This window comes from Gemmatimonadota bacterium (genome assembly GCA_016714015.1).
GTDB lineage: Bacteria > Gemmatimonadota > Gemmatimonadetes > Gemmatimonadales > Gemmatimonadaceae > Pseudogemmatithrix.
Window position 1 is genome coordinate 1,166,932 of sequence record JADJNZ010000001.1, and the last position, 25,662, is coordinate 1,192,593.

20 protein-coding genes are annotated in these 25,662 nt (G+C 70.9%); 8 read left to right on the forward strand and 12 right to left on the reverse strand.

The genetic code is table 11. From position 1 onward, the window contains the following. Nucleotides 1–5: 5 nt before the first annotated feature. The 4 genes from IPJ78_04955 to IPJ78_04970 all read right to left on the reverse strand — a co-directional run bounded on the left by IPJ78_04955 (nucleotide 6) and on the right by IPJ78_04970 (nucleotide 6,475). Nucleotides 6–3,191, reverse strand: coding sequence for an efflux RND transporter permease subunit (locus tag IPJ78_04955; GenBank protein MBK7905897.1), 3,186 nt, complete (start codon nucleotides 3,189–3,191; stop codon nucleotides 6–8). Beyond that, nucleotides 3,191–4,249 (reverse strand): efflux RND transporter periplasmic adaptor subunit, encoded by a 1,059-nt coding sequence (locus IPJ78_04960; protein ID MBK7905898.1) that lies wholly within the window; start codon nucleotides 4,247–4,249, stop codon nucleotides 3,191–3,193. The genes IPJ78_04955 and IPJ78_04960 overlap by 1 nt, the downstream gene beginning before the upstream one ends. A 10-nt stretch (nucleotides 4,250–4,259) precedes the next feature. Then, nucleotides 4,260–5,651, reverse strand: a complete 1,392-nt coding sequence (locus tag IPJ78_04965) for a TolC family protein (protein MBK7905899.1) — start codon at nucleotides 5,649–5,651, stop codon at nucleotides 4,260–4,262. Nucleotides 5,652–5,887: 236 nt separating this feature from the next. After that, on the reverse strand, nucleotides 5,888–6,475 hold the full coding sequence (locus IPJ78_04970; GenBank protein ID MBK7905900.1) for a TlpA family protein disulfide reductase: 588 nt from the start codon (nucleotides 6,473–6,475) through the stop codon (nucleotides 5,888–5,890). Nucleotides 6,476–6,581: 106 nt separating this feature from the next. On the opposite strand from IPJ78_04970, the gene IPJ78_04975 reads away from it, so the two are divergent. Next, nucleotides 6,582–7,214, forward strand: a complete 633-nt coding sequence (locus IPJ78_04975) for a hypothetical protein (protein MBK7905901.1) — start codon at nucleotides 6,582–6,584, stop codon at nucleotides 7,212–7,214. 34 nt (nucleotides 7,215–7,248) lie between these two features. On the opposite strand, the gene IPJ78_04980 is transcribed toward IPJ78_04975, so the two are convergent. The 4 genes from IPJ78_04980 to IPJ78_04995 are packed head-to-tail and all read right to left on the reverse strand — an operon-like array spanning nucleotide 7,249 to nucleotide 10,003. After that, nucleotides 7,249–7,752, reverse strand: coding sequence for a glutathione peroxidase (locus IPJ78_04980; protein MBK7905902.1), 504 nt, complete (start codon nucleotides 7,750–7,752; stop codon nucleotides 7,249–7,251). Beyond that, nucleotides 7,749–8,537: an SGNH/GDSL hydrolase family protein gene (locus IPJ78_04985; GenBank protein ID MBK7905903.1), complete on the reverse strand. Its 789-nt coding sequence runs from the start codon at nucleotides 8,535–8,537 to the stop codon at nucleotides 7,749–7,751. The genes IPJ78_04980 and IPJ78_04985 overlap by 4 nt, the downstream gene beginning before the upstream one ends. Before the next feature lie 13 nt (nucleotides 8,538–8,550). Beyond that, the gene (locus IPJ78_04990; GenBank protein MBK7905904.1) at nucleotides 8,551–8,775 is read right to left on the reverse strand and encodes a hypothetical protein; all 225 of its coding nucleotides are present in this window, start codon (nucleotides 8,773–8,775) and stop codon (nucleotides 8,551–8,553) included. A 37-nt stretch (nucleotides 8,776–8,812) separates the two neighbouring features. After that, on the reverse strand, nucleotides 8,813–10,003 hold the full coding sequence (locus IPJ78_04995; GenBank protein MBK7905905.1) for an ATP-binding protein: 1,191 nt from the start codon (nucleotides 10,001–10,003) through the stop codon (nucleotides 8,813–8,815). Between the two features lie 260 nt (nucleotides 10,004–10,263). On the opposite strand from IPJ78_04995, the gene IPJ78_05000 reads away from it, so the two are divergent. Further along, nucleotides 10,264–10,842, forward strand: coding sequence for a hypothetical protein (locus IPJ78_05000; protein ID MBK7905906.1), 579 nt, complete (start codon nucleotides 10,264–10,266; stop codon nucleotides 10,840–10,842). 38 nt (nucleotides 10,843–10,880) lie between these two features. Here IPJ78_05000 and IPJ78_05005 read toward each other — a convergent pair whose 3' ends face one another. Continuing rightward, entirely contained in the window at nucleotides 10,881–11,879 is a 999-nt protein-coding gene (locus IPJ78_05005) for a multicopper oxidase domain-containing protein (GenBank protein ID MBK7905907.1), read from the reverse strand. A 4-nt stretch (nucleotides 11,880–11,883) separates the two neighbouring features. Then, entirely contained in the window at nucleotides 11,884–13,803 is a 1,920-nt protein-coding gene (locus tag IPJ78_05010) for a right-handed parallel beta-helix repeat-containing protein (protein MBK7905908.1), read from the reverse strand. A gap of 143 nt (nucleotides 13,804–13,946) precedes the next feature. Here IPJ78_05010 and IPJ78_05015 point away from each other — a divergent pair, with 143 nt between their 5' ends. From IPJ78_05015 to IPJ78_05030, 4 genes are all read left to right on the forward strand, one after another. Further along, on the forward strand, nucleotides 13,947–14,414 hold the full coding sequence (locus IPJ78_05015; GenBank protein MBK7905909.1) for a hypothetical protein: 468 nt from the start codon (nucleotides 13,947–13,949) through the stop codon (nucleotides 14,412–14,414). 95 nt (nucleotides 14,415–14,509) lie between these two features. Next, the gene (locus tag IPJ78_05020) at nucleotides 14,510–16,876 is read left to right on the forward strand and encodes a DPP IV N-terminal domain-containing protein (protein ID MBK7905910.1); all 2,367 of its coding nucleotides are present in this window, start codon (nucleotides 14,510–14,512) and stop codon (nucleotides 16,874–16,876) included. Between the two features lie 13 nt (nucleotides 16,877–16,889). After that, the gene (locus IPJ78_05025) at nucleotides 16,890–17,678 is read left to right on the forward strand and encodes a DUF2490 domain-containing protein (GenBank protein ID MBK7905911.1); all 789 of its coding nucleotides are present in this window, start codon (nucleotides 16,890–16,892) and stop codon (nucleotides 17,676–17,678) included. Continuing rightward, nucleotides 17,675–18,484 (forward strand): class I SAM-dependent methyltransferase, encoded by an 810-nt coding sequence (locus IPJ78_05030; GenBank protein MBK7905912.1) that lies wholly within the window; start codon nucleotides 17,675–17,677, stop codon nucleotides 18,482–18,484. Before IPJ78_05025 ends, IPJ78_05030 begins: the two co-directional genes overlap by 4 nt. Nucleotides 18,485–18,527: 43 nt before the next feature. On the opposite strand, the gene IPJ78_05035 is transcribed toward IPJ78_05030, so the two are convergent. Together IPJ78_05035 and IPJ78_05040 are read right to left on the reverse strand one after the other, a co-directional pair. Further along, a complete protein-coding gene (locus IPJ78_05035) occupies nucleotides 18,528–19,346 on the reverse strand; it encodes an MBL fold metallo-hydrolase (protein ID MBK7905913.1) in 819 nt (272 codons plus the stop codon). A gap of 89 nt (nucleotides 19,347–19,435) precedes the next feature. Further along, nucleotides 19,436–21,622 carry a S9 family peptidase gene (locus tag IPJ78_05040; GenBank protein MBK7905914.1) on the reverse strand — a complete coding sequence of 729 codons (2,187 nt, stop codon included), beginning with the start codon at nucleotides 21,620–21,622 and terminating at the stop codon, nucleotides 19,436–19,438. 132 nt (nucleotides 21,623–21,754) lie between these two features. Between IPJ78_05040 and IPJ78_05045 the strand changes: the two genes are divergently transcribed. Both IPJ78_05045 and IPJ78_05050 read left to right on the forward strand, forming a co-directional pair. Next, nucleotides 21,755–22,342 (forward strand): hypothetical protein, encoded by a 588-nt coding sequence (locus IPJ78_05045; protein MBK7905915.1) that lies wholly within the window; start codon nucleotides 21,755–21,757, stop codon nucleotides 22,340–22,342. A 49-nt stretch (nucleotides 22,343–22,391) separates the two neighbouring features. Then, on the forward strand, nucleotides 22,392–25,568 hold the full coding sequence (locus IPJ78_05050) for a protein kinase (GenBank protein ID MBK7905916.1): 3,177 nt from the start codon (nucleotides 22,392–22,394) through the stop codon (nucleotides 25,566–25,568). Nucleotides 25,569–25,662: the final 94 nt, after the last annotated feature.

A 25,662-nucleotide genomic window follows, 5' to 3' on the forward strand; every position in this document is an offset into this window, starting at 1 on the left:
CATCTTCAGGATTCCCCGGCTGGCTGCTGACGGCGGCGCAGCTCCCAGTACAGCAGCGGCACCACCACCATCGTGAGCAGGGTCGCGACCACCGCGCCGCTCATCAGCGCGACCGCGAGGCCCTGGAAGATCGGGTCGAGCACCATCACGAGGCCGCCGACCACCACCGCGGCCGCCGTGAGCGCGATCGGACGGAACCGCACCGCCCCGGCCTCCATCACCGCGTCTCGCAGCGTGCGGCCGCGCGCCTCGGCCAGCTGGATGAAGTCCACCAGCAGGATCGAGTTGCGCACGATGATCCCGGCGAGCGCGATCATGCCGATCATCGACGTCGCGGTGAAGAAGGCTCCGCTCATCGCATGCCCGGGCAGGATGCCCACCAGCGTCAGCGGGATCGGCGCCATGATCACGAGCGGGATCGTGAAGCTCTGGAACCACCCCACCACGAGCACGTAGATGAGCAGCAGCACTATCGCGAAGGCGATACCCAGATCGCGGAAGACCTCGATCGTCACCTGCCACTCGCCGTCCCACTTGATCGCCACCTCGTCCAGCGTCTCGGGCGGGGTCGAGTTGTAGATCGCGATCGGCCGGTCGTGCACGCGGATCGTATCGATCGCCGCGTTCATCGCGAGGATCGCGTAGACGGGGGCCTCCACCTCGTCGGCCACGTCGCCCGTCACATAGATCGCCGGGCGCTGGTCCTTCCGCATCCGCACGCTCTCGCGCACCCCGTCCACCACGGTCACGAAGCGGCCCAGCGGCTGCGGGCCCTGCATCGTCGCGACGGGGACGCGCAGCAGCGCCTCCACCGACGTGCGCGACGCGGCGGGGAGGCGTGGCACGATCGACTGTGCCTCGCGCGGCGTGTTCGAGGCGATCATCCCCGCCGGCGCACCCGAGAGCGCGAGGTACAGCGTCCGCGTCACCTGCTCGACGTTCGCGCCAGCCGCGGCCGCGCGTGCCCGGTCCACACGGAAGGTGCGCCGCGTCTGCGCATCCTCGATCGTCCAGTCGACATCCACCACGCCCGGAGTCGCCAGGAACACCGCACGCACGCGTTGTGCTGCGGCCAGCCTCGTCGAGTCGTCCCCCGCGTACACCTCGGCCACGAGCGTCGAGAGCACCGGCGGGCCCGGCGGGATCTCCGCGACCTTCGCCGAGGCGCCAAAGCGCGCCGCGATCTCCACCACTCCGGGGCGCACCGCCACCGCGATGTCGTGCGACTGCCGGTCGCGGTCGTGTTTCGCCGCGAGGTTGACCTGCACATCGGCGACGTTCGCGCCGCTGCGCATGAAGTAGTGACGCACGAGACCGTTGAAGTTGAACGGGGCCGACGTGCCGGCGTACACCTCGGTGCTCACCACCTCGGGCACCGTGCGCAGGTACCGCGCGACCTCCTCGGCGGCCGCGCTCGTCGTCTCGAGCGTCGTCCCCTCCGGCAGGTCGAGCACCACCTGGAACTCCGACTTGTTGTCGAAGGGCAGCATCTTCACCTGCACCGCACCGACGCCCACGAGCGACACCGAGACCAGGAGCAACCCGACGATGCCGGCATAGAACCAGGTGCGGCGCCCGGGCGCATCCATCAGACCGCTCATGAGGCGCGCATAGAAGCGGCCGAACCGCGAGTCCTCCTCGGACTCGTGCGCGTGATGGTGCGCCTCGCCCGCCTCGGGCTGCGCCTTCACATGCCCCTTCAGGAGGCGATACGCGAGGTACGGCGTGACGATGAACGCCACGGCGAGCGACGCGAGCATCGCGACCGAGGCGCCGATCGGGATCGGTCGCATGTAGGGGCCCATCATGCCGCTCACGAAGGCCATCGGCAGGATCGCCGCGATCACCGTGAAGGTCGCGAGGATGGTCGGGTTGCCCACCTCGTCCACCGCCTCGACGCTCGCGACCTCGGGACTGCGGTCGCCCATCTTGAGGTGCCGGTAGATGTTCTCCACCACCACGATCGCATCGTCCACCAGGATGCCGATGGAGAAGATCAGGGCGAAGAGGGTGATGCGGTTGAGCGTGTAACCGAGGGCGTAGTACACGAAGAGCGTGAGGGCGAGCGTCACCGGCACGGCGACGAGCACCACCAGCGCCTCGCGCCAGCCGAGGAAGATCCAGATGAGCAGCGTGACCGAGAGCGTCGCGATGATCAGGTGGAGGATCAACTCGCTCGCCTTCTCGCCGGCCGTCTCGCCGTAGTCGCGTGTCACCTCGACCTTGATGTCGGCGGGGACGAGGCGCGACTTCGCCTCCTCCACGGCCTCGAGCACGGCGTGGCTCACGGCGGTCGCGTTCGCGCCCTGGCGCTTGGCGATCGCGAGGGTCACCGCATTGGCACCGCTCGTCGTGGAGTCCTGGTGCGACACATAGGTCGTCGGGTCGCCGAAGCCCTCGCGCACCGTCGCCACGTCGCGCACCGACACGGCCGCGCCGCTCCGCGTGCTCACGATCACCGCGCCCACCTCGGTCGGATCGCGCAGCGCGGTACCCACATCCACCCGGACGACATCGCCTCCCGTGGAGACCTCGCCGGCCTGCAGCCGTGCATTCGCGCCGGACAGCGCCATCGCCACCTCGGCCGGCGTCACGCCGCGCGCCGTGAGCCGGGCCGGGTCGAGGAGCACCTCCACCTGCCGCGCCTGCCCACCCACGATGAACGTCTCCGCCACCTCGGGCACGGTGCGCACCTCCTCCTCGAGATGCAGCGCGACCTGCCGCAGCGTGTTCGCATCGCTCACCTCGCTGTGCAGGGTGAGGGCGAGGATCGGCACGTCGTCGATCGAGTGCGGCTTGATCATCGGCGGAAGCGCGCCCGGCGGCGCCTGATCCATCGCCGCAGCGAGCTTGGCGTGCACCTTGGTGATGCTGCGCTCCTGGTCCTCGCCGACATCGAACCGCACCGTGATCATCGCGAAGCCGTCGCCGGCCATCGTGTAGACGTGGTCGACGCCCGGGATCTCCTGCATCCGCTTCTCGAGCGGGCGCGCGATGCGCTGTTCCACCTCGGCGGGGCCGGCCCCCGGGAGCACCGCGATCACGTCGATCATCGGCACCGAGATCTGCGGTTCCTCCTCACGAGGGGTCGCCATTATCCCGATCAGGCCCACCGCGAGCGACGCGATCGTCACGAGCGGCGTGAGCTTGCTGCGCAGGAAGGCCTGCGCGATCCGTCCGCTGATGCCCATCAGTTGCTCCCGTCCGTGCCGCGGCGCAACACCTGCTCGCCAGCGCGAAGGCCGCTGGTCACCTCGACCAGGTCACCCGAGCGCGCGCCGAGACGCACCCAGCGGCGAACATCGCCCGTGCCGGTGCGCACCGTGACGCCGGTGAGGTCCCCGGTGTACGTGACGGCGTCGGCGGGGATGGCGATGGCGCGATGCGTGCCCCCACTCAGTTGAAGGGCCGCCGCGCTGCCCGCCAGGAACTCGCCCGCGGCATTCTCGACGATCGCGTTCACGGCGTAGAGGTTCCCCATCGACGGCACGAGGCCCTCGATCCGTGCCATGGCCGGCTGGCCTTCGATCATCGCCTCGACCCGCTGGCCTGCCCGGAGTGCACGCGCCGCTTCCGGCGTGATGTGGACCGTGAGGCGAAGCCGCGCGTCATCCTGCACCGTGACGATCGGAGCGCCCGGCGCGGCGAACGCGCCGGGGTCGACGAAACGATGCGTCACGCGGCCGGCGAACGGCGCACGGATCTCGCTGTACGACCCGATCGCGCTCACTTCGGCGCCGGCAGCTCGCGCCGCCCGCAGCCCGGCGTCGGCCTGCGCGAACTGCGCCTCGGCCTGCTCCAGCGTCGCCTTGGGCGCTGCGTCATCCGCGAAGAGCGCGCGCATGCGTGCGACGTTCGCCGCGGCCTGCGCCTGCCCGGCCTCGGCGGCCGCGACGGATGCGGCCACCTGCTCGGCCTTCGCCGTCACGTCCCGTGCGTCCAGCCGCGCGAGGAGCTGTCCCGCGCGCACCTGGTCACCCTCGTGCACGAGCACCTCGGTCACCGTGGCCATCAGCTTGGTCGAGAGCATCGCCTCACGCATCGGCGCAGCGACGCCATCGGCGGGGAGAACCGTCGGTAGCAGCGTGTCGACGGCGGTCGCGAGCACCGCCTCGGTGGTCGGGACGTACGCAGCCGTCGTGGCCGGCGCGTCCACTTCGCGGGCCTCGCTCACCGCGCACGCACCGGCGCCCGCGAGGGTGAGCAGGGCCAGCATCGAGTAGGTCGTCGTCTTGGTCAGCGTGGGCATGGTCGGGGTCTCAGCGCGAGGCGCGGTCGGAGGTCGGGGTCGCGCTGTCGAGCGCGGTCAGGAAGGACGGATCGCTCCCGAGCGCCTGATGGCGTTCGGCAGCGGCGATGAGGAGGCGGTAGCGCGCGAACGAGAGGCCTAGGTCGGCCTGCGTGCGCATCGCCTGCGCCTCGAGGAGGTCGGAGATGGTCGCGAGCCCACCGTCGTACTTGCGCGACACGATCCGCAGCGCCTCGGCGGACTGTTCCGCTGCCTGCTCGGCGATGTCGAGCTGCGCCAAGGCGACGCCGAGCGACTCGCGGGTGCGCTCGCGTTCGAGCGCCGCGTTGGCCGTGGCCGCATCGCGCTGTGCCAAAGCGCCACGCGCGCGCGCCGCGGTCAGGCGCGACTCGGCGATCTCGCTCGCACCGGCGAATGGCGACCAGCTCGCCATCACGCCCGCGGTCCAGCTGCGTTCGTTGGCGAAGAAGCCCGTGCGGTCGTTCCAGTCGTAGCGGGCGAAGCCGTTCACGCGCGGGAGGTAGAGCGACTTGCCGCGCAGCGCGTCGGCGCGCGCGGCGGAGAGCGCCAGCGTCGCGGCGCGTACGTCGGCGCGCTGGGCAGGACCGTCGTCCGACGCGTCGATCTCGAGCGTATCGGAGGAGACGAGCGCACGGATCGCGTCCGCAGTGGGCATCGACGACGGCAGGAGGTAGGTGGCCGTCGGTTCGCCGAGCAGCAGCGCGAGCGCACGTCGCGCGTGCGAGGCATCGCTCACGGCGGTCAGGCGCTGTGCGGTGACCTCGCCGGCGCGGACCTCGGCGAGGAGCGCGTCGGACCGCGTGACGAGCCCGGTGTCGGCGAGCGCCTTGGCGCGGGCGACGTGCGCCTGCGCGGCGCGCTCGGCCGCTTCGAGGGTCGCGCGCTTCTCGGTCGCGAGGGTGGCGCCAAAGTAGGCGCGGACGACATCGACGCGTGTGCCGGTGCGGGTCCAGTCGGCGGCCGCGGCTTGCGCCATTGCGGCCGCGCCGGCGGATGATCGCCCGACCCAGGCGTCCGCGTTGAAGAGCGGCTGCTCCAGGACGAGCCCCGCGGAGCGATTGCCTATCGCCGCAGGGAAGTTGAGCGTCGCCGGGTTGAAGTCGGCCGCCCCGATCTCTCGCTGGCGGAGCTTGGTGCCGAACGCGGCGATCGGATCGGTCGTGCGAACGTATCCGGCCTCGACGCGCAGCGCCGGGAGGATTCCGCGATACGGCTGGAGCGCCTGTGCGGCCTGCGCGTCCGCGGTCGCCCCAGCGATGCGATTGGCGTAGGCTCGTCCGTCGGCGCGCGCGAGGGCGTCGCGCAGCGAGAGCGGCGACTGCGCCGCGAGCGGCGGGACGAGCACGAGGAGTGTGGCGAGGAGGAAGAGAGCGTTTCTCATTGGTGCCTGTATGTAGTTATATAACGATTCAGGAATATTACTGACCGACCTTCCCCCTCGCAAGGGCATCGTGGAGCTCGCTGGCGGAGTGGCGGCATCTGGCACCCCGGACCGGGGGGGGAGCGGTCAGAATCGGCGGCTGGGGCACTCGCTCCGAGTCCACGCTCGACCCCAGCACGCGTCCCCTACGCGCGAGGAGCGGGTCAGGTCCCGCTCAGATCGAGCTTAGGACGCGCTCAGGGCTCGCTGAGCGCCCGCCGCACCGCCGGCTCGAGCGAGATCGCGCCGATCGGCCCCACGACCCGCTGGCGGACGACACCGTCCCGCCCGATGAGGAAGCTCGTCGGGTAGCCGCGCACCCCACCGAATCGGAGCTCCGCCTCGCGCCCCACATGGGCCACGGGATACGTGACCCCCCGCTCGCGCACGTAGTCCGCGACCTTGCTGGTCGGCGCCTGGTCCACCGCGAGCCCCACAATCACGAAGCCGGCATCGCGATGCCGCTGGTACATCGCCTCGAGCACCGGCATCTCCACACGGCATGGGCCGCACCAGGTCGCCCAGAAGTTCACGAGCACGACCTTCCCGCGGAGCGAGTCGGCATCGAGGCGCGCGCCGGTCAGGCTCTCATATGAATAGCGCGGCATCGTCGACCCGCCGCTGCGCACGCCGACGAGTGCGCCGAGATGCGGCAGGAGCGTGGGGGCGGCGTAGAGCAGCGCCGCGATCCAGATGAGATCGCTCCAGTGCCAGCCACGCCGCTTGAGGCGTTCCCATCGCGAGGGACGGGCGACGGGTGGTTCGGGAACTTCGGTCGCGCTCATGCGGAACAAGCTACACGGCCTGTCCACACCGGAACGCGGGCGTTATCGTCTCCCCCATCCGGTGCGGCCACCGCGCCTCCCTCACCCCATGCTTCGCGAGACCACGATGCGCCCTCTCCTCGTCTCCGCCCTCGCCCTCGTCGCCGCGGCCTGTGCCGGCGCGGGTGCCGCTGCCGATCCGGGCAGCCCTTCGTCCCCGTCATCCGGCGGCGAGAGGCCGGTCGCCTCGCCGCCGCCCGCCGTCGCGACCGCCACCACGCCCACGGTGAACACCAATCGCGTCGTCACCACCAGCGGTCAGACGATGCAGATGAACGCGATGAACATCGACCTCGACGTCAAGCTCTTCGTGACCGGCACGGTCGACGAGGCGTGGGCCGTGCTTCCGGGCGTGTACGCCGAGCTCGGAATCCCGCTCTCGGTGAACGACAACGTGCGCAAGACGCTCGGCAACACCGGCTGGCGCGTGCGCCGTTCGATCGGTCGCGTGCCGGCGCAACGCTATCTCGACTGCGGGTCGAGCGGCACGCTCGAGAACGCGGAGACCTACCAGCTCAACCTGTCGATCATCACCACGGTGGTCCCGAATCAGAACGGCGGCAGCGTCGTCAGTACCGCCCTCAGCGGCACGGGCAAGAACCCCGTCACGTCGAGCGCCGCGGAGGTGCGGTGCGCCTCGAAGGGCGACCTCGAGCTGCGCATCCGGGACATGGTGCAGAAGGCGATGTACGCGAAGTAGAGGGCAGAAGGCCGGTGCGGACGGTTGAGGGCCCTCAGCCGTCCGCTGGTGGCACCAGCGCCTTCGCCACTTCCGGCTCGATCGCCGAGGGTTCATCGGTCGGCGCGTAGCGCTTGAGCACCGTGCCGTCCCGCCCGACGAGGAACTTCGTGAAGTTCCACTTGATCGCCTCCGTCCCGAGGAAGCCCGGGCGTTCCCCCTTCAGGTGCTTCCACAACGGATGCGCGTCGGGGCCGTTCACGTCGACCTTCGCGAACAGCGGGAAGGTCACGCCGTAGGTCATCGAGCAGAACGTCTCGATCGCGCGTTCATCCCCCGGTTCCTGCCCCGCGAACTGGTTGCACGGGAAGCCGAGCACCGAGAATCCCTGCGACGCGAGGCGCTCGTGCATCGCCTCGAGACCCGCGTACTGCGGCGTGAGTCCGCACTGGCTCGCGACGTTCACGATGAGCAGCACCTGCCCACGGTAGGGCGCGAGGGTGGTGGGTTCGCCGTGCAGCGTCGTGACGGGGATCTCGTAGATGCTCTCGGTGCTCATGAGTCGACCGGCGTGAGGGTCGGGCGCTTGGCGGTGATGCCATCCCCGGAGGAGCGGCCGAGCGCGTGCCGCACGGCCCATGGCATGAAGTGCTCGGCGAACCAGCGCAGTTCCCCGGCCTTCCGTGCGAGCGCATGGGGGCGCGGCCGGTGCGGCAGCGGCACTGACCAACTGTCGTCGACGCCGGGGAGGTCGAGCGCGTGGGCCAGCGCCGCCGCGATCCGTCGATGCCCCTCGGTGTTGGCATGCAGCCGATCGCCGCTCCAGAAGCGCGGATCGGTCACCCACGGATACGCCGCGAGGTCGGCGACGATCGTCCCCGTCTCACGCGAGACGGCGCGGACCGCCTCGTTGAACGCCATCAGCTTTGGCGCTGCCGCCTTCGCGAGCGGCATCACCTCGCTCAGGTCCGGCATCGTGATCGTGAGCACCGTCGCCCCCTGGTCACGCAGGGCGCGTTGCATGAACCGGATGTCCTCGATCACCGGTTCGAGTGCGAAGCCGCGGCGGATCACGTCGTTCGTGCCGCAGAAGACCGACGCCAGATCGGGACGCATCGCGAGCGCCGGCCCGAGTTGTTCCTCCCGGATCTGCCGCGTGCGGCGCCCGCGGATCGCGAGGTTGGCGTAGAGGAGCGGCTCGGCCCCCGGCGTCGTGAGCGCTCGCGCCTGCGCGACGTGCGCGGCGAGCCGATCGGCCCAGCCGCGGAAGCGCCGGCGGTCGATCGGGTCACAGAGACCTTCGGTGGAGCTGTCGCCGAGGGCGACGTAGCGGACGAACGGCAGCGGAGCTCCGATCCTAGGGGTTCTTCGTCATGGAGTCGAGCTGCGCCCGCCGGGCCGCCGCCGAATCCTGCGCCGCGAGCGCTCCGCGGACCCCACCCGCACCGGGGAGCGCCGACGCCCCGACGGTCGAATCGACCGCGCGCTGCTCTTCAGCCGTGCGCGGGGGACGGGGCGCCTCCTCCTTGGAACAGGCACCGGCGAGCAGGACGATGGGGACGAACAGGAGGGCGCGACGCATGCGAGACTCCGGGTGGGTGGGCAACGAAGGATAACGCTCAGGCGCGCCAGTCGTCCCCGGGCATGCTCCGCCGCATGAACGCGTCGAACAGCGGCACAGAGAACGCGGTGTCCCCATGCAGCGGACTCCAGATCATCCCCTTCGTGATGAGCGACGCCCGGATGGGGCCGAGCGAGGACGACTGCTTGCCGAGCACCTCGGCGATGTCCCCCGTGCGATGCGGCCCAGGTCCCAGCTCCGCCATCGCGCGCAGGTAGCGCTTCTCGGCCGCCGTGAGCCGATCGAAGCGCACGCGGAAGAAGCTCTCGTCGAGCGCCGCGATCGCGGTCACCGAGGCGCGCGCGACGTCCTGCACCGTGATCGGCGAGCGCTCTGCCGCGTCCCACGCGTGCTTCCCCCACTCTTGCAGGAAGTACGCGTAGCCCTTCGTGTGGAAGATGATCCGCGCGACCGCGTCGGGGGTGATCGCCGCGCCCTCGTGCTCGATCGGCTTGGTGATCGCATCGCGCGCGGCGTCGGGCGGGAGTGGCCCGATGGTCGGGAAGTCGAAGAGCCGCTCCGCATAGGACTTCGCGTTCCCCATCTGGCCGGGCAGCTGCGGGAGCCCCGCCCCGACGAGGATCACCGGCTGCTGCTGCTGGGCCATGCGGTGCAGCGCGGTGATGAGCGCGGCGAGCTGCTCCTCCGCCACGTACTGGAGTTCGTCGACGAAGATCGCGAGGGCCGTGTCCGCGGCGGCCGCCGCCGCGGCCGCGGTCTCGAGCAAGGCCTGCAGATCGTGTTCGAGGTCGCCGTTGTCGGCGAGCCCGGCCTCCGGTTCCTGATCGAAGCCGACCTCGATGTCCTCGTACTTCACCTTGAGCGACTTGGCGAAGCCGGCGAGCGCCCGCAGGCCGCGCTTCGCGAGATCGGCCGCGCGCGATTGGCGCGAGAGCCGGAGGAGCGCGAGGCGCAGTTGCGGCGCGAGGATGGCCGGCAGGGACCGGTGCTCCGGCGCCTCGATGCGGATCACCTCGATTCCCGTCGCGGCGGCCTCCTCGCACATGCGATCCAGCAGCACGGTCTTTCCCACACCGCGAAGCCCGACCATGAGGACGCTCTTCGTCGCCCGACGGATCCGCGTGCGGGCGATCGCGACCCGGACCGTCTCGATCAGCTCGTCGCGGCCGGCGAGCTCGGGGGGCGGGGCACCGGCGCCTGGTGCGAAGGGATTGCGGACGGGGTCCATATCCTTGATATACCGATATTTGTGTCTTTATGCAAATCACATAATTAATCGAATATCGATATCTCTTTCACTGGCAACAGTTTGTGACAGCTGCATCCACCGGTGATTTCGCCGAAGAGCGGTCCTTTGAGCCGCCATTGAGGGCTCCAGGAGGGCCGAAGCGGCGCCGGATTACCCCGGTAACCCACGCGGCGGGTATAGTCTTCGGCGGTCCATCCCATGGAGAGTCGATGCCGCGCCTGACCCACGTTCTCGCTCGGATGACACGCCCCCTGCTCCTGCTGCTCTCCCTGTCGCTCGCGGCCTGTGGACCGGCCTTCATCTCCCCGGTCCTGCGCCCCGAGGAGCTCGCATTCGACCGCGCGTTGCTCGGGGAGTGGATCGAAGCTGAACCCGAGGACGCCGCGCACCCGCAGCGGGCGACGGTCGCCGCGGACTCGAGCGATGGCTATCGCATCACGTATCAGGACGAGGACGGACACCTGAATCACTTCGTCGGGCAGCTCGGTCGGTTCGCCGGACTTCGCGTGCTCGAACTCGGACCGGCCCCCGCGGACTCGGACGGCGAAGGCGAGTACTCGCGTGCGTTGCAGCTGCCGCTGCGGACGCTGCTGGTGGTCTCCGTCCTCGATGCTTCGCAGGTGCGCTTCGCGTTGCTCGAACCCGAGGTCCTGGAGCGCGCGCTGCAGGCGGAACCGCATCCGACGCCATGGGTGAGGACGGACGATGATCGGGTGGTGCTGACCGCCGACGCGGCGGCACTCCGCGAGTTCCTCCACGGCCATCTCGCGCGGCCCGGGACGGTGGGAGAGTCGGTGCGGTTCGTGCGGCGGCGCTAGGGTCCGCGGTTCTTGCGCCTCCGCGCGCCCGCCCCGCCTCACACGATCGCGATCCAGCCCATCGCGCCCTGCTCGGCCATCCGGCTCTGGTGCGGATGGAACATCACGCGCCCCGGCTCGGGGAACCGCATCTCCAGCACGGCGCGCTCGCCCACGGTGAGCGCCACCACGTCGGTGTGCTCGTCCGCGACGAGGCGTGTCCCGGACCGGAACACGTCGAAGGTGTTCGCATGCAGATGGAAGGTCGCGACGGGCTCATCGACGACGAGATTCGCGACGTAGAGGCGCACGAGTTCGCCGCGGCGCACCTTGAGCGGATGCCGCGCGAAGAAGCCGGCGACACCGTTCCATCCGAAGAGGTCGCTGCGGCCGTCGCCATCGACGTCATAGCCGCCGAGCACGAGCACCCGCTCCGCGGCCGGCGCGCGCCCTCCGGGTGGATCGACGAGCATCAGCCCGTGCAGTCCTCGCCCCAGGTGCTGCGCCCCGGGCACCAGATCGCAGTGATACGGATAGACGCCGAACGGTCGGGGCGCGATCTCGTAGGTGCGCTCGCCGCCGGGCGGGATCGGCTCCCACCCGTCCTGCACCGGGGCGTGCGCGCCGTGCGTGTGCAGGTTGTGCGGATGCGCCGTGAGGTTCCGCACGGTGAGGGTGAGCGTTTCGCCCTCGGTCACGCGAAGGATGGGGCCGGGGATGGTACCGTCGAAGGTCCAGCCGTCCATCACCACGCCCTGCGCGACCTCCACCGGGCGCTGCGTGATGGTGATCGTGCGCGAGACCGCGCCGCGCGTCATCGGCGGCGGGATGGTCAGGGCGTCGAGGGCCGCGGGACCGAGCGCGGTCGGCGGTTCGGCACCGTGACCGTACGGCGAGTGCACCTCGCCTTGCGGGCCCTCGAGACGTGCGCCGGCGAGACCACCGCGCGCGGCACGCACCGAGTCGCGCGCCTCGCGCACGCCGCGCACGACGGCGCCGGCGGTCACCGCGACGGTGGCACCAGCCAATCCCCAGAGCAGCTCCCGGCGCGTGGGCACGGTCTCACATCGCGCTGAAGCTCACGGCCGTCACCACCGCGAGCCCGACCCAGAGCAGCATCCCGGCGACCGAGACGAGGCGCCAGACGCGCACCCGGCCACGGATCGCCTCGCCGTGACGCGCCTCGCGCCACCAGAGCCACACCCGCACGGCGATCAGCAGCAGCAACATCTCCATGAAGAGCGCTGGCGTCAGCGGGAGCCAGGCCTGCAGCTGCGCCACGGCACGACCGAACCGGGGCGTGCCCTCGGGCGGCGTGGTCCGCGCGTGCGCGGCCTGCAGCACCGACTCGGTCTCCGGCGGGAGCGCGGCGTACGCGAGCTCGGGGCGTACGCGCGCGAACTCCTCGTACGCCGGCACGACGGGCGCCGTGCGCGCATCCCGCATGGGCGGCTGCGGCGGTGGCACCGGCTGCGCCTTGTAGTCGGGCCAGCTCGCGTTCCGGATGCGCCACATGCGGAACGCGAGGGCGAGGACCGGCACCAGATCGTTCTGCATGCCGGAGGGCGCACCGTACTCGGCCGGGGGAAGATGACCGGGCCCGTTCGCCGGGATCACGTACGTGACGAGCCGCCCGGGGTCACCACAGGCGAGCCAGCGCGGCGCGACGGTCGCCGCCTCCGTGCTCTGCGACGCGATGCAGTTGCGCGCGCTCGTCGGCCCGCCCACCGAGATGTCGGCGCGGCCCGAATGGAGGAACAGGTTCCCCGCGACGACGTTGTCCGTCGCCGGCCACCAGTTCACGTCGATGAACGGCGCGATCATCACGCCCGAGCCGGTGTGATCGAGGATGACGTTGTCCTCGACGATGTTCTCCCGTCCGCCGCCGATCACCACGCCCATCCCCTGCGCGAGCGGTCCGAGACCCTTCCCTGGCGCGGTGTGGCTGTTGTTGTCGTGGATGAGGTTGGCGCGGATGACCGTCCCGTGCTGCGGCGGATAGAGCTCGGTGTCGAGCGAGTTGGGGACGAGTCCGCCGCGATTGTACCGCCAGATGCTGCTCAGGATGTAGAGCTCGCCGCTCGAGTTGGTGCCCGAGTAGCCGAGCGTGTTGTGCTCGGCGATGACGCGCCGGATGACGGCATTGCACGGGTCGCACTGGCCGATGTAGAAGCCCGCGTCGGGGGAGCCGCTCGCGTAGCTGTCCTCGAGCAGGCCGTCCTTGGAGTCGAAGGCGTAGATGCCGTAGTCGCCATTGTTGTGCGCGGTGAGGTAGCGGCCGCGGTAGCCGGTGACGCCGTTCCAGAAGACGCCGTTGAAGGTGTGATTGCGCGCGGTGAGGTTCTCGATCGCGACGGCGTCGGCGAGGACGTTGAAGCCGTTGGGGCGGATGAACTCGCCATCGACGATGACCGCGTTGCGGTCCACGCCGCGGATCACGAGCGACGGCGTGGTGACCGTCACCTCCTCGGTGTACGTCCCGCTGTCCACGAGCACGAGATCGCCGGGCGCCGCGGCATCGACGGCGGCCTGGATCGTCGGATACTGCGCGGGCACGGCGCGGGTGACGCCGCTCGCCGTGGCGACCGCAGGCGTCCGACCCTTGGCGCCACCGCTGTAGGCGGCATCGCCGACGACGATGGCACCCGCCATCCCGCGCCCGTCCTTGGTCCCATGGTACGAGCAGTAGAACTCGTAGACGCCGCGCTCGGCGAGCGTGAACTGCGCCTGGGCGCCCGGTGCGACCGCGCTCGTGTCGAACCCGGCCGGCCATCGGGTCGGATCGACCGGCACGATGTTGTGCGGGTTGCGGCCGATGTTGGCCACGGTGACGCCGGCGCCGGCGGGGATCCGCACGACGGGCGCGACGAAGGCGTTGTCATGCATCTTCACCTGCGTCGCGCCCTGGGCGGCGGGATCGCAGGCCGCGGCCGCGAGGACCGCGCAGGGCACGAAGGCTCGGAACGCTCGGGCGAGGCGCATGCGGCGAATCTCGCCGCGACGCGCCACCCTGTCCACCGCTCGCGTGCGGGCACGGCGGGACGTACCGTTGGTCCCGGCGCAAACCCTCGCGCGCTCCGTGGTGACCAATCGAGCGTCCCTCTCCTTACTCCCGACCACGACCCATGACCCGACTCCGCCTCTTCGCCACCGCTGCCCTCGTCGCCCTCTCCCCCTTCGCCGTCCAGTCCCAGTCCTCCCCGTTGATCGGCGATTGGTCGGTCGAGGTCACCGCCGGCATGCGCATCGAGGACGGGGAACCCACCGCGATCCGCGCCAAGGCGAAGCTCTCGATCGTCGAGGCCGGCGACTCCCTCGTCGCGACGCTCACCATGGAGCCGAATCCCGAGATCGGCACGCGCCCGCCCGCCCGCTTCGCCACCGCGAAGGTGATGGGCAACGCCGTCACGTTCGTCCAGCGCGGCCAGGCGCGCATGAACCTGAACGGCGAGGAGTCGACGGTCACGAGCATCTCCACCTGGTCGCTCAAGGCCGAAGGGGACGCGATCAGCGGGACCGTGGCGCGCGCCATCGAGGGGATGGAGATGCCGGCGATGCCCGCGCAGCCGGTGAGCGGCACGCGCATCAAGTAGCGCGACCGCAGCGCGCGCACCCGGGCCAGGCCGACCGGGTGCGCGCGCGCGAGGGACCGCGTAGACTCTTCCGGGTCCCTGTCCCCCGAGTGCTCATGCGCCCCCTGCTCCGCCCGCTCGCCCGCTCGTTCGTCCTCATCGCGACTCCCGTCGCGCTCGCCGCCCAGGTCGCTACCGCCGCCCCGGGTCGGCCCTACCAGTTCACGATCGAGGATTACGCCCGCGCCGAACGCTTCCTCGGCGCGACTTCCGCTCCGCTGGTGAGCGGGCAGGCGGGTCGCCCGAACTGGATCGGCACCGCCGGGCGCTTCTGGTACCGCACCGCGAACGTCGGCGGGACCGCCTCGTTCTGGCTCGTCGATCCGGCGCGGAAGTCGCGCGTCCCGGCCTTCGACCATCCGAAGCTCGCCACGGCGCTCGCCACCGCGACCGGTTCGCGCGTGGACGGGGATCGCCTGCCCTTCGCCGCGTTCACGTTCGCGGACGACCTCAAGTCGATCACCGCGACGGTGCGCGGCGCCCGCTGGCGCTGCGACCTCGCGGCCTACACCTGCGCCGACGCCGGTCGTTCGGCCGCCCCGGTGCCGAACTCGAGCACCTCGCCCGACGGGACGTGGATCGTCCAGCGGCGCGCGAACAACCTCTACGCACGGCGGGCCGATGGTTCGGGCGCCGAGGTCGTGCTCACCACCGACGGCATCCCCGACTTCGGCTACGCGACCAACAACGCCGGATGGACGCACGGCGAGAACCCGATCCTCACCTGGTCACCGGACGGGAAGCGGCTCGCGACCTTCCAGCATGACGGCCGCGGCGTGCGCGAGATGACGCTCGTGGGCACCAACGTCGGCGCGCCGAAGGTGGAGACCTGGAAGTATCCGTTCCCCGGCGACTCGGTGATCTTCCGCATCTCGCGCGTGGTGATCGATCTCCCGGGCACGGCCGGCGCGGCGCCGCGCCTGACGCGCCTGCAGATGGGGCCCGACCAGCACCGGTCGACGGTCAGCGACCACATCGCCTGTGGCGCGGCGATCTGCGACCTGCAGTGGTACGACGACGGCTCGCACGTCGCGTTCATCTCCAGCTCTCGCGACCACAAGCAGGCTTGGCTCCGCATCGCGAGCGCCGCGACGGGCGAGGTCCGCACCGTGCTGCACGAGACGAGCCCCACGCAGCTCGGCGACGCCTCGCACCCCGAGGACCTCTGGCGGATCCTGCCGGCGACCAACGAGTTCATCTGGTGGTCCGACCGCGACGACTGGACGCACCTCTATCTGTACGATCTCACGACCGGCCAGCTCAAGAACCGCATCACCACTGGCGTGGGCAACGTCTCCGAGATCGTGCGCATCGACGAGAAGACGCGACAGATCTGGTTCATGGCCAACGGACGTGAGCCCGGTCGCGATCCGTACTTCCAGCACTTCTATCGCATCGGCTTCGACGGGAAGGGACTGGCCCTCCTCACGCCCGAGGCGGCGAACCACACGGTGACGCTCTCGCCCGACGGACGCTTCTTCACCGACGTCTACTCCACGCCCGACACGCCGCCGGTCGCCGTCGTGCGCGACGGGAGCGGCCGCGTCGTGCAGCCGCTCGAGCGGGCGGACATCAGGGCGCTCGTCGCGAGCGGATGGCGCGCGCCCATCCCGGTGACGGTCAAGGCGCGCGACGGCCGGACCGACATCCACGGCCTGATGTACGTGCCGACGCAGCTCGACACGACCCGGAAGTACCCGATCATCAACCACATCTATCCGGGCCCGCAGTCGGGCAGCGTGGGGCCGCGCAGCTTCGTGCCGGCGCGCGGTGACAATCAGGCGCTCGCCGAGCTCGGATTCATCGTCGTCGAGCTCGACGGCATGGGCACGCCCGGCCGCTCGAAGACCTTCCGCGACTTCTACTACGGGCGGATGAACGACAATACCATCCCCGACCAGGTCGCGGGGATGAAGGAACTCGCCTCGCGGCACCGCTACATCGACATCGACAACGTCGGCATCTGGGGCCACTCCGGCGGCGGATTCGCGACCGCGTCCGCGATGTTCTCGGCGCCCGACTTCTTCGACGTGGGGATCGCCGAGAGCGGCAACCACGACAATCGCAACTACGAGGACGACTGGGGCGAGCGCTATCAGGGCCTGCTCGTCCGCGAGGGGAACGGCGACAACTACGCCGACGAGGCGAACCAGACGCACGCGGCGAAGCTGAAGGGGAAGCTCTTCCTGATCCACGGCATGATGGACGACAACGTCCCGCCGACCAACACGACGCTCGTCGCCGATGCGCTCATGAAGGCCGGGAAGGACTTCGACATGCTGATGCTGCCGCAGGCGCGGCATGGGTTCGGGGCCGACTCGCCATACATCATGCGGCGGCGGTGGGACTACTTCGTGGTGAACCTGCAGGGGAACGTGCCGCCGAAGGAGTACCGGATCGGGCAGCCGCGGGTGGTGCCATGATGGAGGCTGAAGGATGAAGGTTGCAGGAGGACGGGCCGCCATTCGCCTCCTCGCGCGTGCACTCCCCATCATCGTGTCGGTGGCGATCGCCAGCACGGGCGCCGCCCCGGGACTCACCGCACAGCAGGTCTCGTGGCCCACCACGCACCAGCAGGCGCTGTGGGTCACCACGAGCGTCGAACACGAGCTCTCGGCGCGCACGGCACTCTGGTTCGACGGGAGCTGGCGGCGGATGGGCATCGGCGAGGAACCGCAGCAACTCCTGCTCCGCCCGGGGATCGTCCGCACGCTCGCGCCCGGAGTTCGCGTGGGGGCGGGCTATACCTACGTGGCGACCGCGCCGTACGGCGAGTTGCCCGCCGCGACCCCCACGCGAGAGCATCGGCTCTGGCAGGATCTCCGGCTCGCGGCCAGCTACGGGCCGGTGAACGTCACGCAGCGCTTCCGGTGGGAGCAACGCTGGCTCGCGCCGCTCGTGCAGGGCACACTGGGTGACTTCGCGTACCAGCAGCGCGCGCGCTACATGATCCGCGCGCAGGCCCCGCTCGGCGCTCGGCGCATCGGCACGCGCGCGGTGACCTGGTACGCACAGGAGGAACTGCTGCTGCCGGTCGGGCACGACGGGGCGGCGGGACGGTTCGCACAGAATCGGTTCCTCGTCGGCGTCGGACTCCCCGTGGCCGCGCGGCAACGGGTGGATGTGGGGTACCAGAACCTGTGGAACGCCCTCCCTTCGCGCAGCGCCAACGAAGTGAATCACGTGGTGACGCTGAGCATGGTGATCACCTCGGGGCGCCGGTGAGGCCAGCGGTCCCGCGACCGGTCGTCGACCCTTCGTTGCTCAACGGGCCCGGCTCGCTCACGCAGTGGGCCAACCTCGGGTTCTGGCGCGACGCCGGTTCGTATCCCGAGGCCGCCGCCGAGCTCGCGCGGCGCGTCGGGAAGGCGGCGAAGCTCGATCCCGAGGACGTCGTGCTGGATCTCGCGTGTGGCTACGGCGATTCCCTCGCGCTCTGGGTGCGGGAGTTCGGCGTGCAGCGCGTGGTGGGGATCGAGACCGACCCGGCGGTGGTCGTCGACGCGACCGCGCGCGTGCGCGGCTGGCACCTGAGTGATCGGATCACGCTGCGATGCGAGGCGGCCGAGTATGTCGCGGTCCCCGTGGCGTGTCCGAAAGTCACCGCCGTGGTCTGCGTGGACGCCGCCTACCACTTCGTCACGCGCGCGACCTGGCTGAAGGGGCTCGCCAAGGACCTCCCGAAGGGCACGAAGCTCGCGCTCGCCGATCTCCTCGTCTCGCCGCGCGGGGAGCGCAGCCATCGGATCCGGACGATGGCTGCGGGCGCGGGGATCCCGAAGGAGAATCTCTGGACCGCGTTCGACGTGGAACCCGTGCTCTCCGACGCGGGCTTCCGCGTGGAGCGCATGGTGCGATGCGGTCCCGAGGTCCTCGGAGGATTCGCGGCGCACGCGCTGGCGCGGGCCGCCTCGTGGGCGCGCCACCCGGCGCGCGGTGGCTGGCGGGCGCTCGCCACGGCCTCCGCGATCGCCATCGGCCGCCGCCGCGAGCGCCTCGACTACGCGATCATCTCCGCGGTGCGCGTCTGAGCACGAAGCGGACGCTGCGCGCGGACCGTCGCGGGATCGCCCGTCAGTAGATCCCGAGGTCGCGCGCCGAGAGCGCGGACGCGGTGTAGCCCGCGCGTCGCAGCTCCGCGAGCAATCCGGCGTCGTCGGTGCCCCAGAAGAGCTGATGGTACAGCACGAGCTGCCGCGGCCGCGCGCGTGTGGCGAGGAGCGCGAGTTCGTCGGTGCTGGTGTGCGCCCGCGCGTGGTAGCGCTGCCACGCCTCGGGGCGGGTCTTGAAGCGCTCGGCCGAGTAGACCTCGTGCAGGAGCAGGTCGCAGCCGTCGCATGCCGCGACCACCGCGTCGCTCGCGCGCGTGTCCCCGCTGATGACGATCGAGCGGTCGGCGGTATCGAAGCGATAGCCGAAGCTCTGCTCCCAGTCCCCGTGCGGCACGGCGAAGGCAGTCACCTTCACGTTGCCGTCGTCGAGCACGATGCCGGGGGCGATCTCGTGCACGTTCACGCGCCAGCCGGTCTCGTTCGCCGGCTCGAGCCCGTCGATGCGGTTGCGGATGTCGGCATGGTAGGCGGCGAGGAGATGCTCCACCATCGCCTTCGTGCCGGGTGGACCGTACACCTCGAGCGGCACGGTGCGCTCGAGGGTCCACGCGCTGAGGATCACGTCGGGGAGCCCGATGGTGTGATCCGAGTGCAGGTGCGTGAGGAAGAGGACCGAGAGGTTCTTCGGGTCGAGCGCGCCGACGCCGGCGCGTTGCGCGGCCGCGGCGCGCCGGACGACGCCCGGTCCCGCATCGACGAGATACGCGCGTCCGTTGCGCACCACGCTGATCGCCGGTCCGCTGCGATCGGGATCGGCGTTGGGCGTGCCGGTGCCGAGCATGACGACCGAGGTCTGCGCTCCCGCCGGCTGGAACGCCATCACGAGCGCGAGCAGCACGGCGCCGCGGCCGCCCTTCCACATGCACCGCATCACATCACCGGCTTGAGCTTCTGCTCGAGATAGCCGGCGATCGCCGCGTTCACGCGCTTCTGGTTCAGGTGGCGCATGAAGTGGTGCGTATCGTCGACGATCGTGATCTCCTCGAGCTCGACGCCCTTGGCGCGGAGGCGCTGCACGAGGTCGACCGTCTGGCTGAAGCGCACGTTGCGGTCGTCGTCGGCGTGGATCATGAGCACCGGCGAGCGCCAGGTGAGGACGCTGCTCACCGGCGACGACTCCCAGGCCGTGCGCGCCAGCGCCTCGACCTCGCTGGTGGGCCGTTCGAAGCGAAAGGTCCCGCCCCCGAAGCGCGACCCGCCATCGCTGGTCATGTCGTGCACGCCATGGATGTCCACGCCGGCCGCGAAGAGATCGGAGTCGCGGCCGAGCGCGAGGGCGGTGAGATAGCCACCGTAGCTGCCGCCGTAGATGCCGATCCGCGCCCCGTCGACCTCGGGCCGCGCGCGGAGCCACTCGCCCGCCGCCTTCACGTCGAGATACTCGCTCGCGCCCGCGATGCCGGCGCGCGGCGGCCGCTGGAAGTCGTGTCCGTAGCCGATCCCCAGCCGGTAGTTGATCGACAACACGACGAACCCGCGCGAGGCGAGATACTGGTTCATCGCATACGCGTTCCAGTAGTAGTCACCATAGTGCCAGCCGAGCAGCATCTGCCGCGGCGGGCCGCCATGGACGTACACGATCGCCGGCTTCTTCCCCGCACCACCGCCGCGCGGCGTGAAGAGCTGCGCGTGCACCGTCATGCCGTCGGCCGCGGTGTACACGACCTGCGTCGGCGTGACGAGTTGCGCGGCGGGGAAGTCGGCCGGGACGCGGTCGGCGCCCATCCAGCGCCGCGCGGTGTTGGCCGCCGCGCGCGCCGTGCCGGCCGCCTCGAGCACGAACGGCACCGGCGGCTGCTGGGCCGTCGCGCCGATCGCCGCGATGCGGCCGCTGCCCATGCTCACCGGCGTCCACTCGAGCCCGGTGCCAGGCGTGAGCACCTCCGGCGCCGCGCGATCGACGGGGACGCGCACCAGATGGCGCCGATCGATGTCGCCCGGCGTCGCGCCGAGATTGCCCGCGTACAGCAGGTGCGTGCCGTCGTTCGAGAGCGTGACATACTCGGCCATGTGATCCCCCGGCGTAAGGAGGATCGGCGCATCGCTCCCGCGCGCGCGCATCGACCACAGGTGCGACCAGCCGTCCTGCATGCTCATGAAGACGAGGCGGTCGCCCGCGGCCCACTGGAGGTTCACGCCGCCATGCGTGCTGGGGATCGAGCCGCGCAGCGTGTGGTCGCTCGCCCAGCGCTGGGTCGCCTCGCCGGTCGCGACGTCGGCGATCCAGATGCTCCAGGGCGCGGGCTGGATCTCGAGCGAGTTGACGACCGCACCGCCAGCACCCGGCCGGCGCGCGAAGGCGATCGAACGGCCATCCGCCGACCACCGCGGCGAGAAGTCGCGATTCGTCGTCGGGGCGAGGTACTGGAGGGGTGTCTGCTCGTTCGTGTAGATGGCGATGAACGCGTGATCACCACGACCGGAGACGAAGGCGAGCTTGGAGCCATCGGGCGAGAAGGTGGCCTCGCTCGCCGACCCGCGCTGGTCGAAGAGCTTCTTCGCCGGGGCGCTACCGTCGATCGGCGCCTGCCACAGCTGGCGCGCGCGCTCGAAGACGATGACGTCGCTGCGGGGACCGATGACCGGGTTCACGCCCTCGCCGAGCGAGACGGGTGTGCCACCGGCGAAGGGGACCGTCCAGATCTCGACCCTCACCGGCGTCACGGCGCCGGTGGGATTCACCGGCAACGCGTCGTCCCAGTTGGAGCCGAAGTCGCCGCCGCGCATGTAGACGACGTGCCGCCCGTCCGGGGAGATCTGCACCGCATTCAGTTCCTGCGCGTCATCGCTCTCGTAGCTGGTGAGTCGACGCGCCGCGAACGCGGGCCCTTCCGCGACCCACACGTTGCGGAGGCCGCGCTCGTTGAGCGTCCATGCGAGCCGCTCGCCGGTCGCGGCCGCGGTGAGGTTGGTCGGGTACGGCGCGCTCATCACCTGGTCGAGCGTGAACTCGGCGCGGGCGGGCGGTGACGCGCGCTGGGCGCGCAGCGCCGTCGGGAGCAGGAGGAGCGCGACGGCGACGAGGCGGGTCGAGGGGACGATGGACAGGTGATGCATGTGCACTCCGGGATGGATTCTCACGCAGGCAATCGTAGCTTCCACGAGCCGGGGGCGCGAGGCATCGTGCTCGCTTCGCCCCGTCCCGGAGCGTGCCCCTTCGTACCCGGAATCGCCATGTCCATTCGCACGGTGTCCGCCCTCCTGTTCCTCGCCGTCGCGCCGGCCGCGCTCGTGCCTGGCGCGCTCGCCGCGCAGGCGCACCAGCACACGCCCGGCATGTCGCACGACTCGGCGATGGCCGCCCCGCGACCCAAGCCCACGCGCGCCGGACAGGAGGCGTTCGCGACCATCGCCGAGATCGTGCGCATCCTCGAGGCCGACCCGCGCATCGACTGGTCGAAGGTCGATCTCGAGGCGCTGCGCCAGCATCTCATGGACATGGACGACGTGACCATGCGCGCCGCCGTCCGCGTGACGCCCGTCGATGGCGGCGTGATCTTCGAGGTGAGCGGCTCCGGTCGGGCGCGCGATGCGATTCGCCGCATGGCGATGGCGCACGGCGCGACGATCGTGCCGGCCGATGGCTTCACCTGGGTGGCCGCCGAGACGCCGGACGGCGCGCGGGTGACCGTGCGGTCGCTCCGGCCCGCCGATGCCCGTGCCGTCGCGCGGCTGCGCGCGCTCGGCTTCCACGGCCTCCTCTCGCTCGGCGACCACCACACGGCGCACCACATCGGGATAGCCGACGGCAGCATGCGGGGCGCGCACCAGCACTAGTCGCGTTCAACTGGCCGCGGGTCCGCACGCGGGGCATATTTCCGCCCTCATGGACGACCTCCGCGCCCAGCTCGAGCGGGCCCTCGCCGGCAGCTACACCTTCGAACGCGAACTCGGCGGCGGCGGCATGTCGCGGACCTATCTCGTCCGCGAGAAGGCGCTCGACCGCCGCGTCGTCGTGAAGGTCCTCGCGCCCGAACTCCTCGCCGGCATCTCGGTGGAGCGCTTCCGCCGCGAGGTGCTGCTCGCCGCGCAGCTCCAGCATCCGCACGTGGTGCCGGTGCTCACCGCCGGCGACACGAACGGGCTCCCCTGGTTCACCATGCCGTACGTGGACGGCGATTCGCTCCGCCAGCGCCTCGCCGACGGACCGATGGGGATCGGCGAGATCGTCGGGATCCTGCGCGACGTCGCGCGCGCGCTCGCCTATGCGCACGGCCATGGCGTGGTGCACCGCGACATCAAGCCGGACAACGTCCTGCTCTCCGCGGGGAGCGCGACGGTGACCGACTTCGGCATCGCGAAGGCCATCAATGCTGCCCGCAACACCGAGGGTGGCGGCTTCCGCACCGAGCTCACCATCGCCGGCACGTCGATCGGCACGCCGATGTACATGGCGCCCGAGCAGGCGGCGGGCGACCCCGCGACCGACCATCGCGCGGACCTCTATGCGTTCGGCGCGATGGCGTACGAGATGCTCGCGGGACATCCCCCGTTCCACGGGCTCACGCCGTCCAAGTTGCTCGCCGCGCACATGGGCGAGCGCCCCAAGGACGTCCGAGGCCTGCGCAGCGACTGCCCGGAGGCGCTCGCCGCGCTGGTGATGCAGTGCCTCGAGAAGGAACCGTCGGCGCGTCCCGAGGGCGCGACGACGATCGCGCGCGTGCTCGAGACGATCACCTCGAGCGGCGCGGCGATCGCGGCCCCGGCGATCCTCGCGGGCGGACGGATCCGCTTCGCGCGCGCGCTCTCCCTCTGGGGGGCCGCGACGGCCCTCGTCGCGCTCACCGCCTGGGCGGCGACCGCGGTGATCGGACTGCCGCAGTGGGTCTTCCCCGGCGCGGTGGGACTGATGCTCGCCGGGTTGCCGGTGATCCTCGCGACCTGGTACGCGCAGCGCGCCGTGCATCGCGCCTACACGGCGACGCCCACCAAGACCCCCGGCGGCACGCGCGCGGCCACGCAGCCGCAGGGCACGATGGCGACCATCGCGATCAAGGCGAGCCCGCACCTCTCGTGGCGTCGCGCCTGGCTCGGGGGCGGCGTCGCGGTGGGCAGCTTCGCCGCGCTGGTGATCGCGTTCATGGTGATGCGCGCGATGGGCATCGGCGCGTTCGGGTCGCTGCGCGGCAAGGGCACCTTCGGCGCCAACGAGACGATCGTCGTCGCCGACTTCGGCAGCCCGGCGGGCGATTCGACGCTCGGCGGCACGGTCGCCGAGGCGCTGCGGACCGACCTGGGCCAGTCGCGCGCGCTGCGGGTGCTCACGCGCGCCACGATGCGCGAAGTGCTCCGGCTCATGCAACGGCCGTCGGAGAGCACGGTGCCGTTCGATCTCGCGCGCGAAATCGCGACGCGCGAGGGCGCGAAGGCGGTGCTCGACGGGAGCATCGAACGGCTGGGGCAGAGCTACGTGATCTCGGCGCGCCTGGTCGGCGCGCTCGACGGCGCCGAACTCGCGACCTTCCGCGAGACGGCCAAGGGCGAGGACGAACTGCTCGAGGCGCTCGGCGAGCTCTCGCGCGCCGTGCGTGACAAGGCCGGCGAGTCGCTCCGCGCGATCCAGGCGAGCAAGGACCTGGAGCGTGTGACGACGCCGTCGCTCATGGCATTGCGCAAGTACGTCGAGGGGAGCGTCCTCGCCGACGAGCGCGGCGAAGGGGACCGCGGGATCGCGCTCCTGCAGGAGGCCGTGGAGCTCGACACGAGCTTCGCGATGGCGTGGCGCAAGATCGCCGTGCTCCTCGGCAACGAGGGGCGCGAGCGGCCGCGTGCGCTACGCGCGATCGAGGCCGCGTACCGGCACCGCGACCGGCTCTCCGAGCTGGAGCGGCTGTCCACCGAAGCCTACTACTTCACGCGCGGGCCTCGCCCCGACCAGGCGAAGGCGCTCGCGGCGTACGAGCAGGTCATGGCGCTCGACTCGATCTCGACCTCGGCGATCAATAATTCGGGTGTGATCTACACCGACCAGCGCGAGTACGCCAAGGCCGCCGAGATGTACGAGCGCGTGACCAGGCTGCCGCGGACCTTCGGCGGGGCGTTCACCAACCTCCAGCGCGTGCGCGCCTTCATGGGCGATACCGCGGGCGTGCGGGCGGCGGGCGAGGCGATGCGGAAGCGCTTCCCCGAGAGCGCGGACCTATGGGAGACCGACGCCTACACGCTCTGGGCGCGTCGCGATCTCGAGGGACTGGATACGCTCACGCGCAACGTGCTGGGCCGCGCGCGGACATTGCGCCAGACGGTGCGCGCCGCGGGTGGACGCGCGGATCTCCTCATGCTCCAAGGCCGCCCGATGGAGGCGCTCGCGCTGGCCACGCGACGCGAAGAGGCCGAGGAGCGGGCCACCCCGACGGCCGCGAATCGATTCTATTTCGCCCTCGACTCGGCATGGGCGCTGGTGCCGCTCGACCGTCCCGCCGACGCCGACGCGGCACTCGCGCGCGGGATGCAGCGCGTCCCGATCGCGAGCATCGATCCCGCCGAGCGCCCCTGGACCGAGCTCGCGCGGATCGCCGTCGAGGTCCGCGACCCCGCGCTCGCCCAGCAGGCCCTCGACGGCTATGTGCGCGACCAGGCCGCGATGACCCCCGATCCCGAGGGCCGCACCGCGTTCTTCAAGGCCATGATGGCCTTCGCCGGCGGCCGGAACGACGAGGCCATCGCGCAGATGCAGATCGCCGACGGCCGACGCATGACGAGCCGGCGCTACCCGATGGTCTTCATCGGGCGCGCGCATGATCTCGCGGGCCGTCCCGACTCGGCGATCGTCTGGCTCGAGCGCTACGTCTCGACACCGGACGCGGACCTGCAGTTCTCCGCGCTCTACGACGCCGGTTCCTACAAGCGCCTGGGCGAGCTCTACGAGGCCAAGGGTGACACCGCCAAGGCGATCGCGAACTACGAGAAGTTCATCGACCTGTGGAAGAACGCCGAACCCGCGCTGCAACCGAAGGTGCGCGAAGTTCGCGCGAGGCTGGAGCGACTGCGGCCGGCGCGGTGAGGCGCGGATGAAGGCGGAAGGATGAAGGGGGCGCGGCCGGTCGGCCGCGCCTTCTTCATTCTACCATCTGCCATTTCCCATCTGCCTTCGAGCG

What these genes read in the sequence shown, in the direction of transcription:
- IPJ78_04970 (MBK7905900.1), bottom strand. Translation starts at nt 6,475, where the DNA reads ATGAGCGCGACCGAAGTTCCCGAACCACCCGTCGCCCGTCCCTCGCGA.
- IPJ78_04980 (MBK7905902.1), bottom strand. Translation starts at nt 7,752, where the DNA reads ATGAGCACCGAGAGCATCTACGAGATCCCCGTCACGACGCTGCACGGC.
- IPJ78_05035 (MBK7905913.1), bottom strand. Translation starts at nt 19,346, where the DNA reads ATGCTCGGCACCGGCACGCCCAACGCCGATCCCGATCGCAGCGGACCG.
- IPJ78_04975 (MBK7905901.1), top strand. Translation starts at nt 6,582, where the DNA reads ATGCGCCCTCTCCTCGTCTCCGCCCTCGCCCTCGTCGCCGCGGCCTGT.
- IPJ78_04960 (MBK7905898.1), bottom strand. Translation starts at nt 4,249, where the DNA reads ATGCCCACGCTGACCAAGACGACGACCTACTCGATGCTGGCCCTGCTC.
- IPJ78_04995 (MBK7905905.1), bottom strand. Translation starts at nt 10,003, where the DNA reads ATGGACCCCGTCCGCAATCCCTTCGCACCAGGCGCCGGTGCCCCGCCC.
- IPJ78_05015 (MBK7905909.1), top strand. Translation starts at nt 13,947, where the DNA reads ATGACCCGACTCCGCCTCTTCGCCACCGCTGCCCTCGTCGCCCTCTCC.
- IPJ78_04955 (MBK7905897.1), bottom strand. Translation starts at nt 3,191, where the DNA reads ATGGGCATCAGCGGACGGATCGCGCAGGCCTTCCTGCGCAGCAAGCTC.
- IPJ78_05000 (MBK7905906.1), top strand. Translation starts at nt 10,264, where the DNA reads ATGACACGCCCCCTGCTCCTGCTGCTCTCCCTGTCGCTCGCGGCCTGT.
- IPJ78_04990 (MBK7905904.1), bottom strand. Translation starts at nt 8,775, where the DNA reads ATGCGTCGCGCCCTCCTGTTCGTCCCCATCGTCCTGCTCGCCGGTGCC.
- IPJ78_05010 (MBK7905908.1), bottom strand. Translation starts at nt 13,803, where the DNA reads ATGCGCCTCGCCCGAGCGTTCCGAGCCTTCGTGCCCTGCGCGGTCCTC.
- IPJ78_05025 (MBK7905911.1), top strand. Translation starts at nt 16,890, where the DNA reads ATGAAGGTTGCAGGAGGACGGGCCGCCATTCGCCTCCTCGCGCGTGCA.
- IPJ78_05020 (MBK7905910.1), top strand. Translation starts at nt 14,510, where the DNA reads ATGCGCCCCCTGCTCCGCCCGCTCGCCCGCTCGTTCGTCCTCATCGCG.
- IPJ78_05040 (MBK7905914.1), bottom strand. Translation starts at nt 21,622, where the DNA reads ATGCATCACCTGTCCATCGTCCCCTCGACCCGCCTCGTCGCCGTCGCG.
- IPJ78_04965 (MBK7905899.1), bottom strand. Translation starts at nt 5,651, where the DNA reads ATGAGAAACGCTCTCTTCCTCCTCGCCACACTCCTCGTGCTCGTCCCG.
- IPJ78_05050 (MBK7905916.1), top strand. Translation starts at nt 22,392, where the DNA reads ATGGACGACCTCCGCGCCCAGCTCGAGCGGGCCCTCGCCGGCAGCTAC.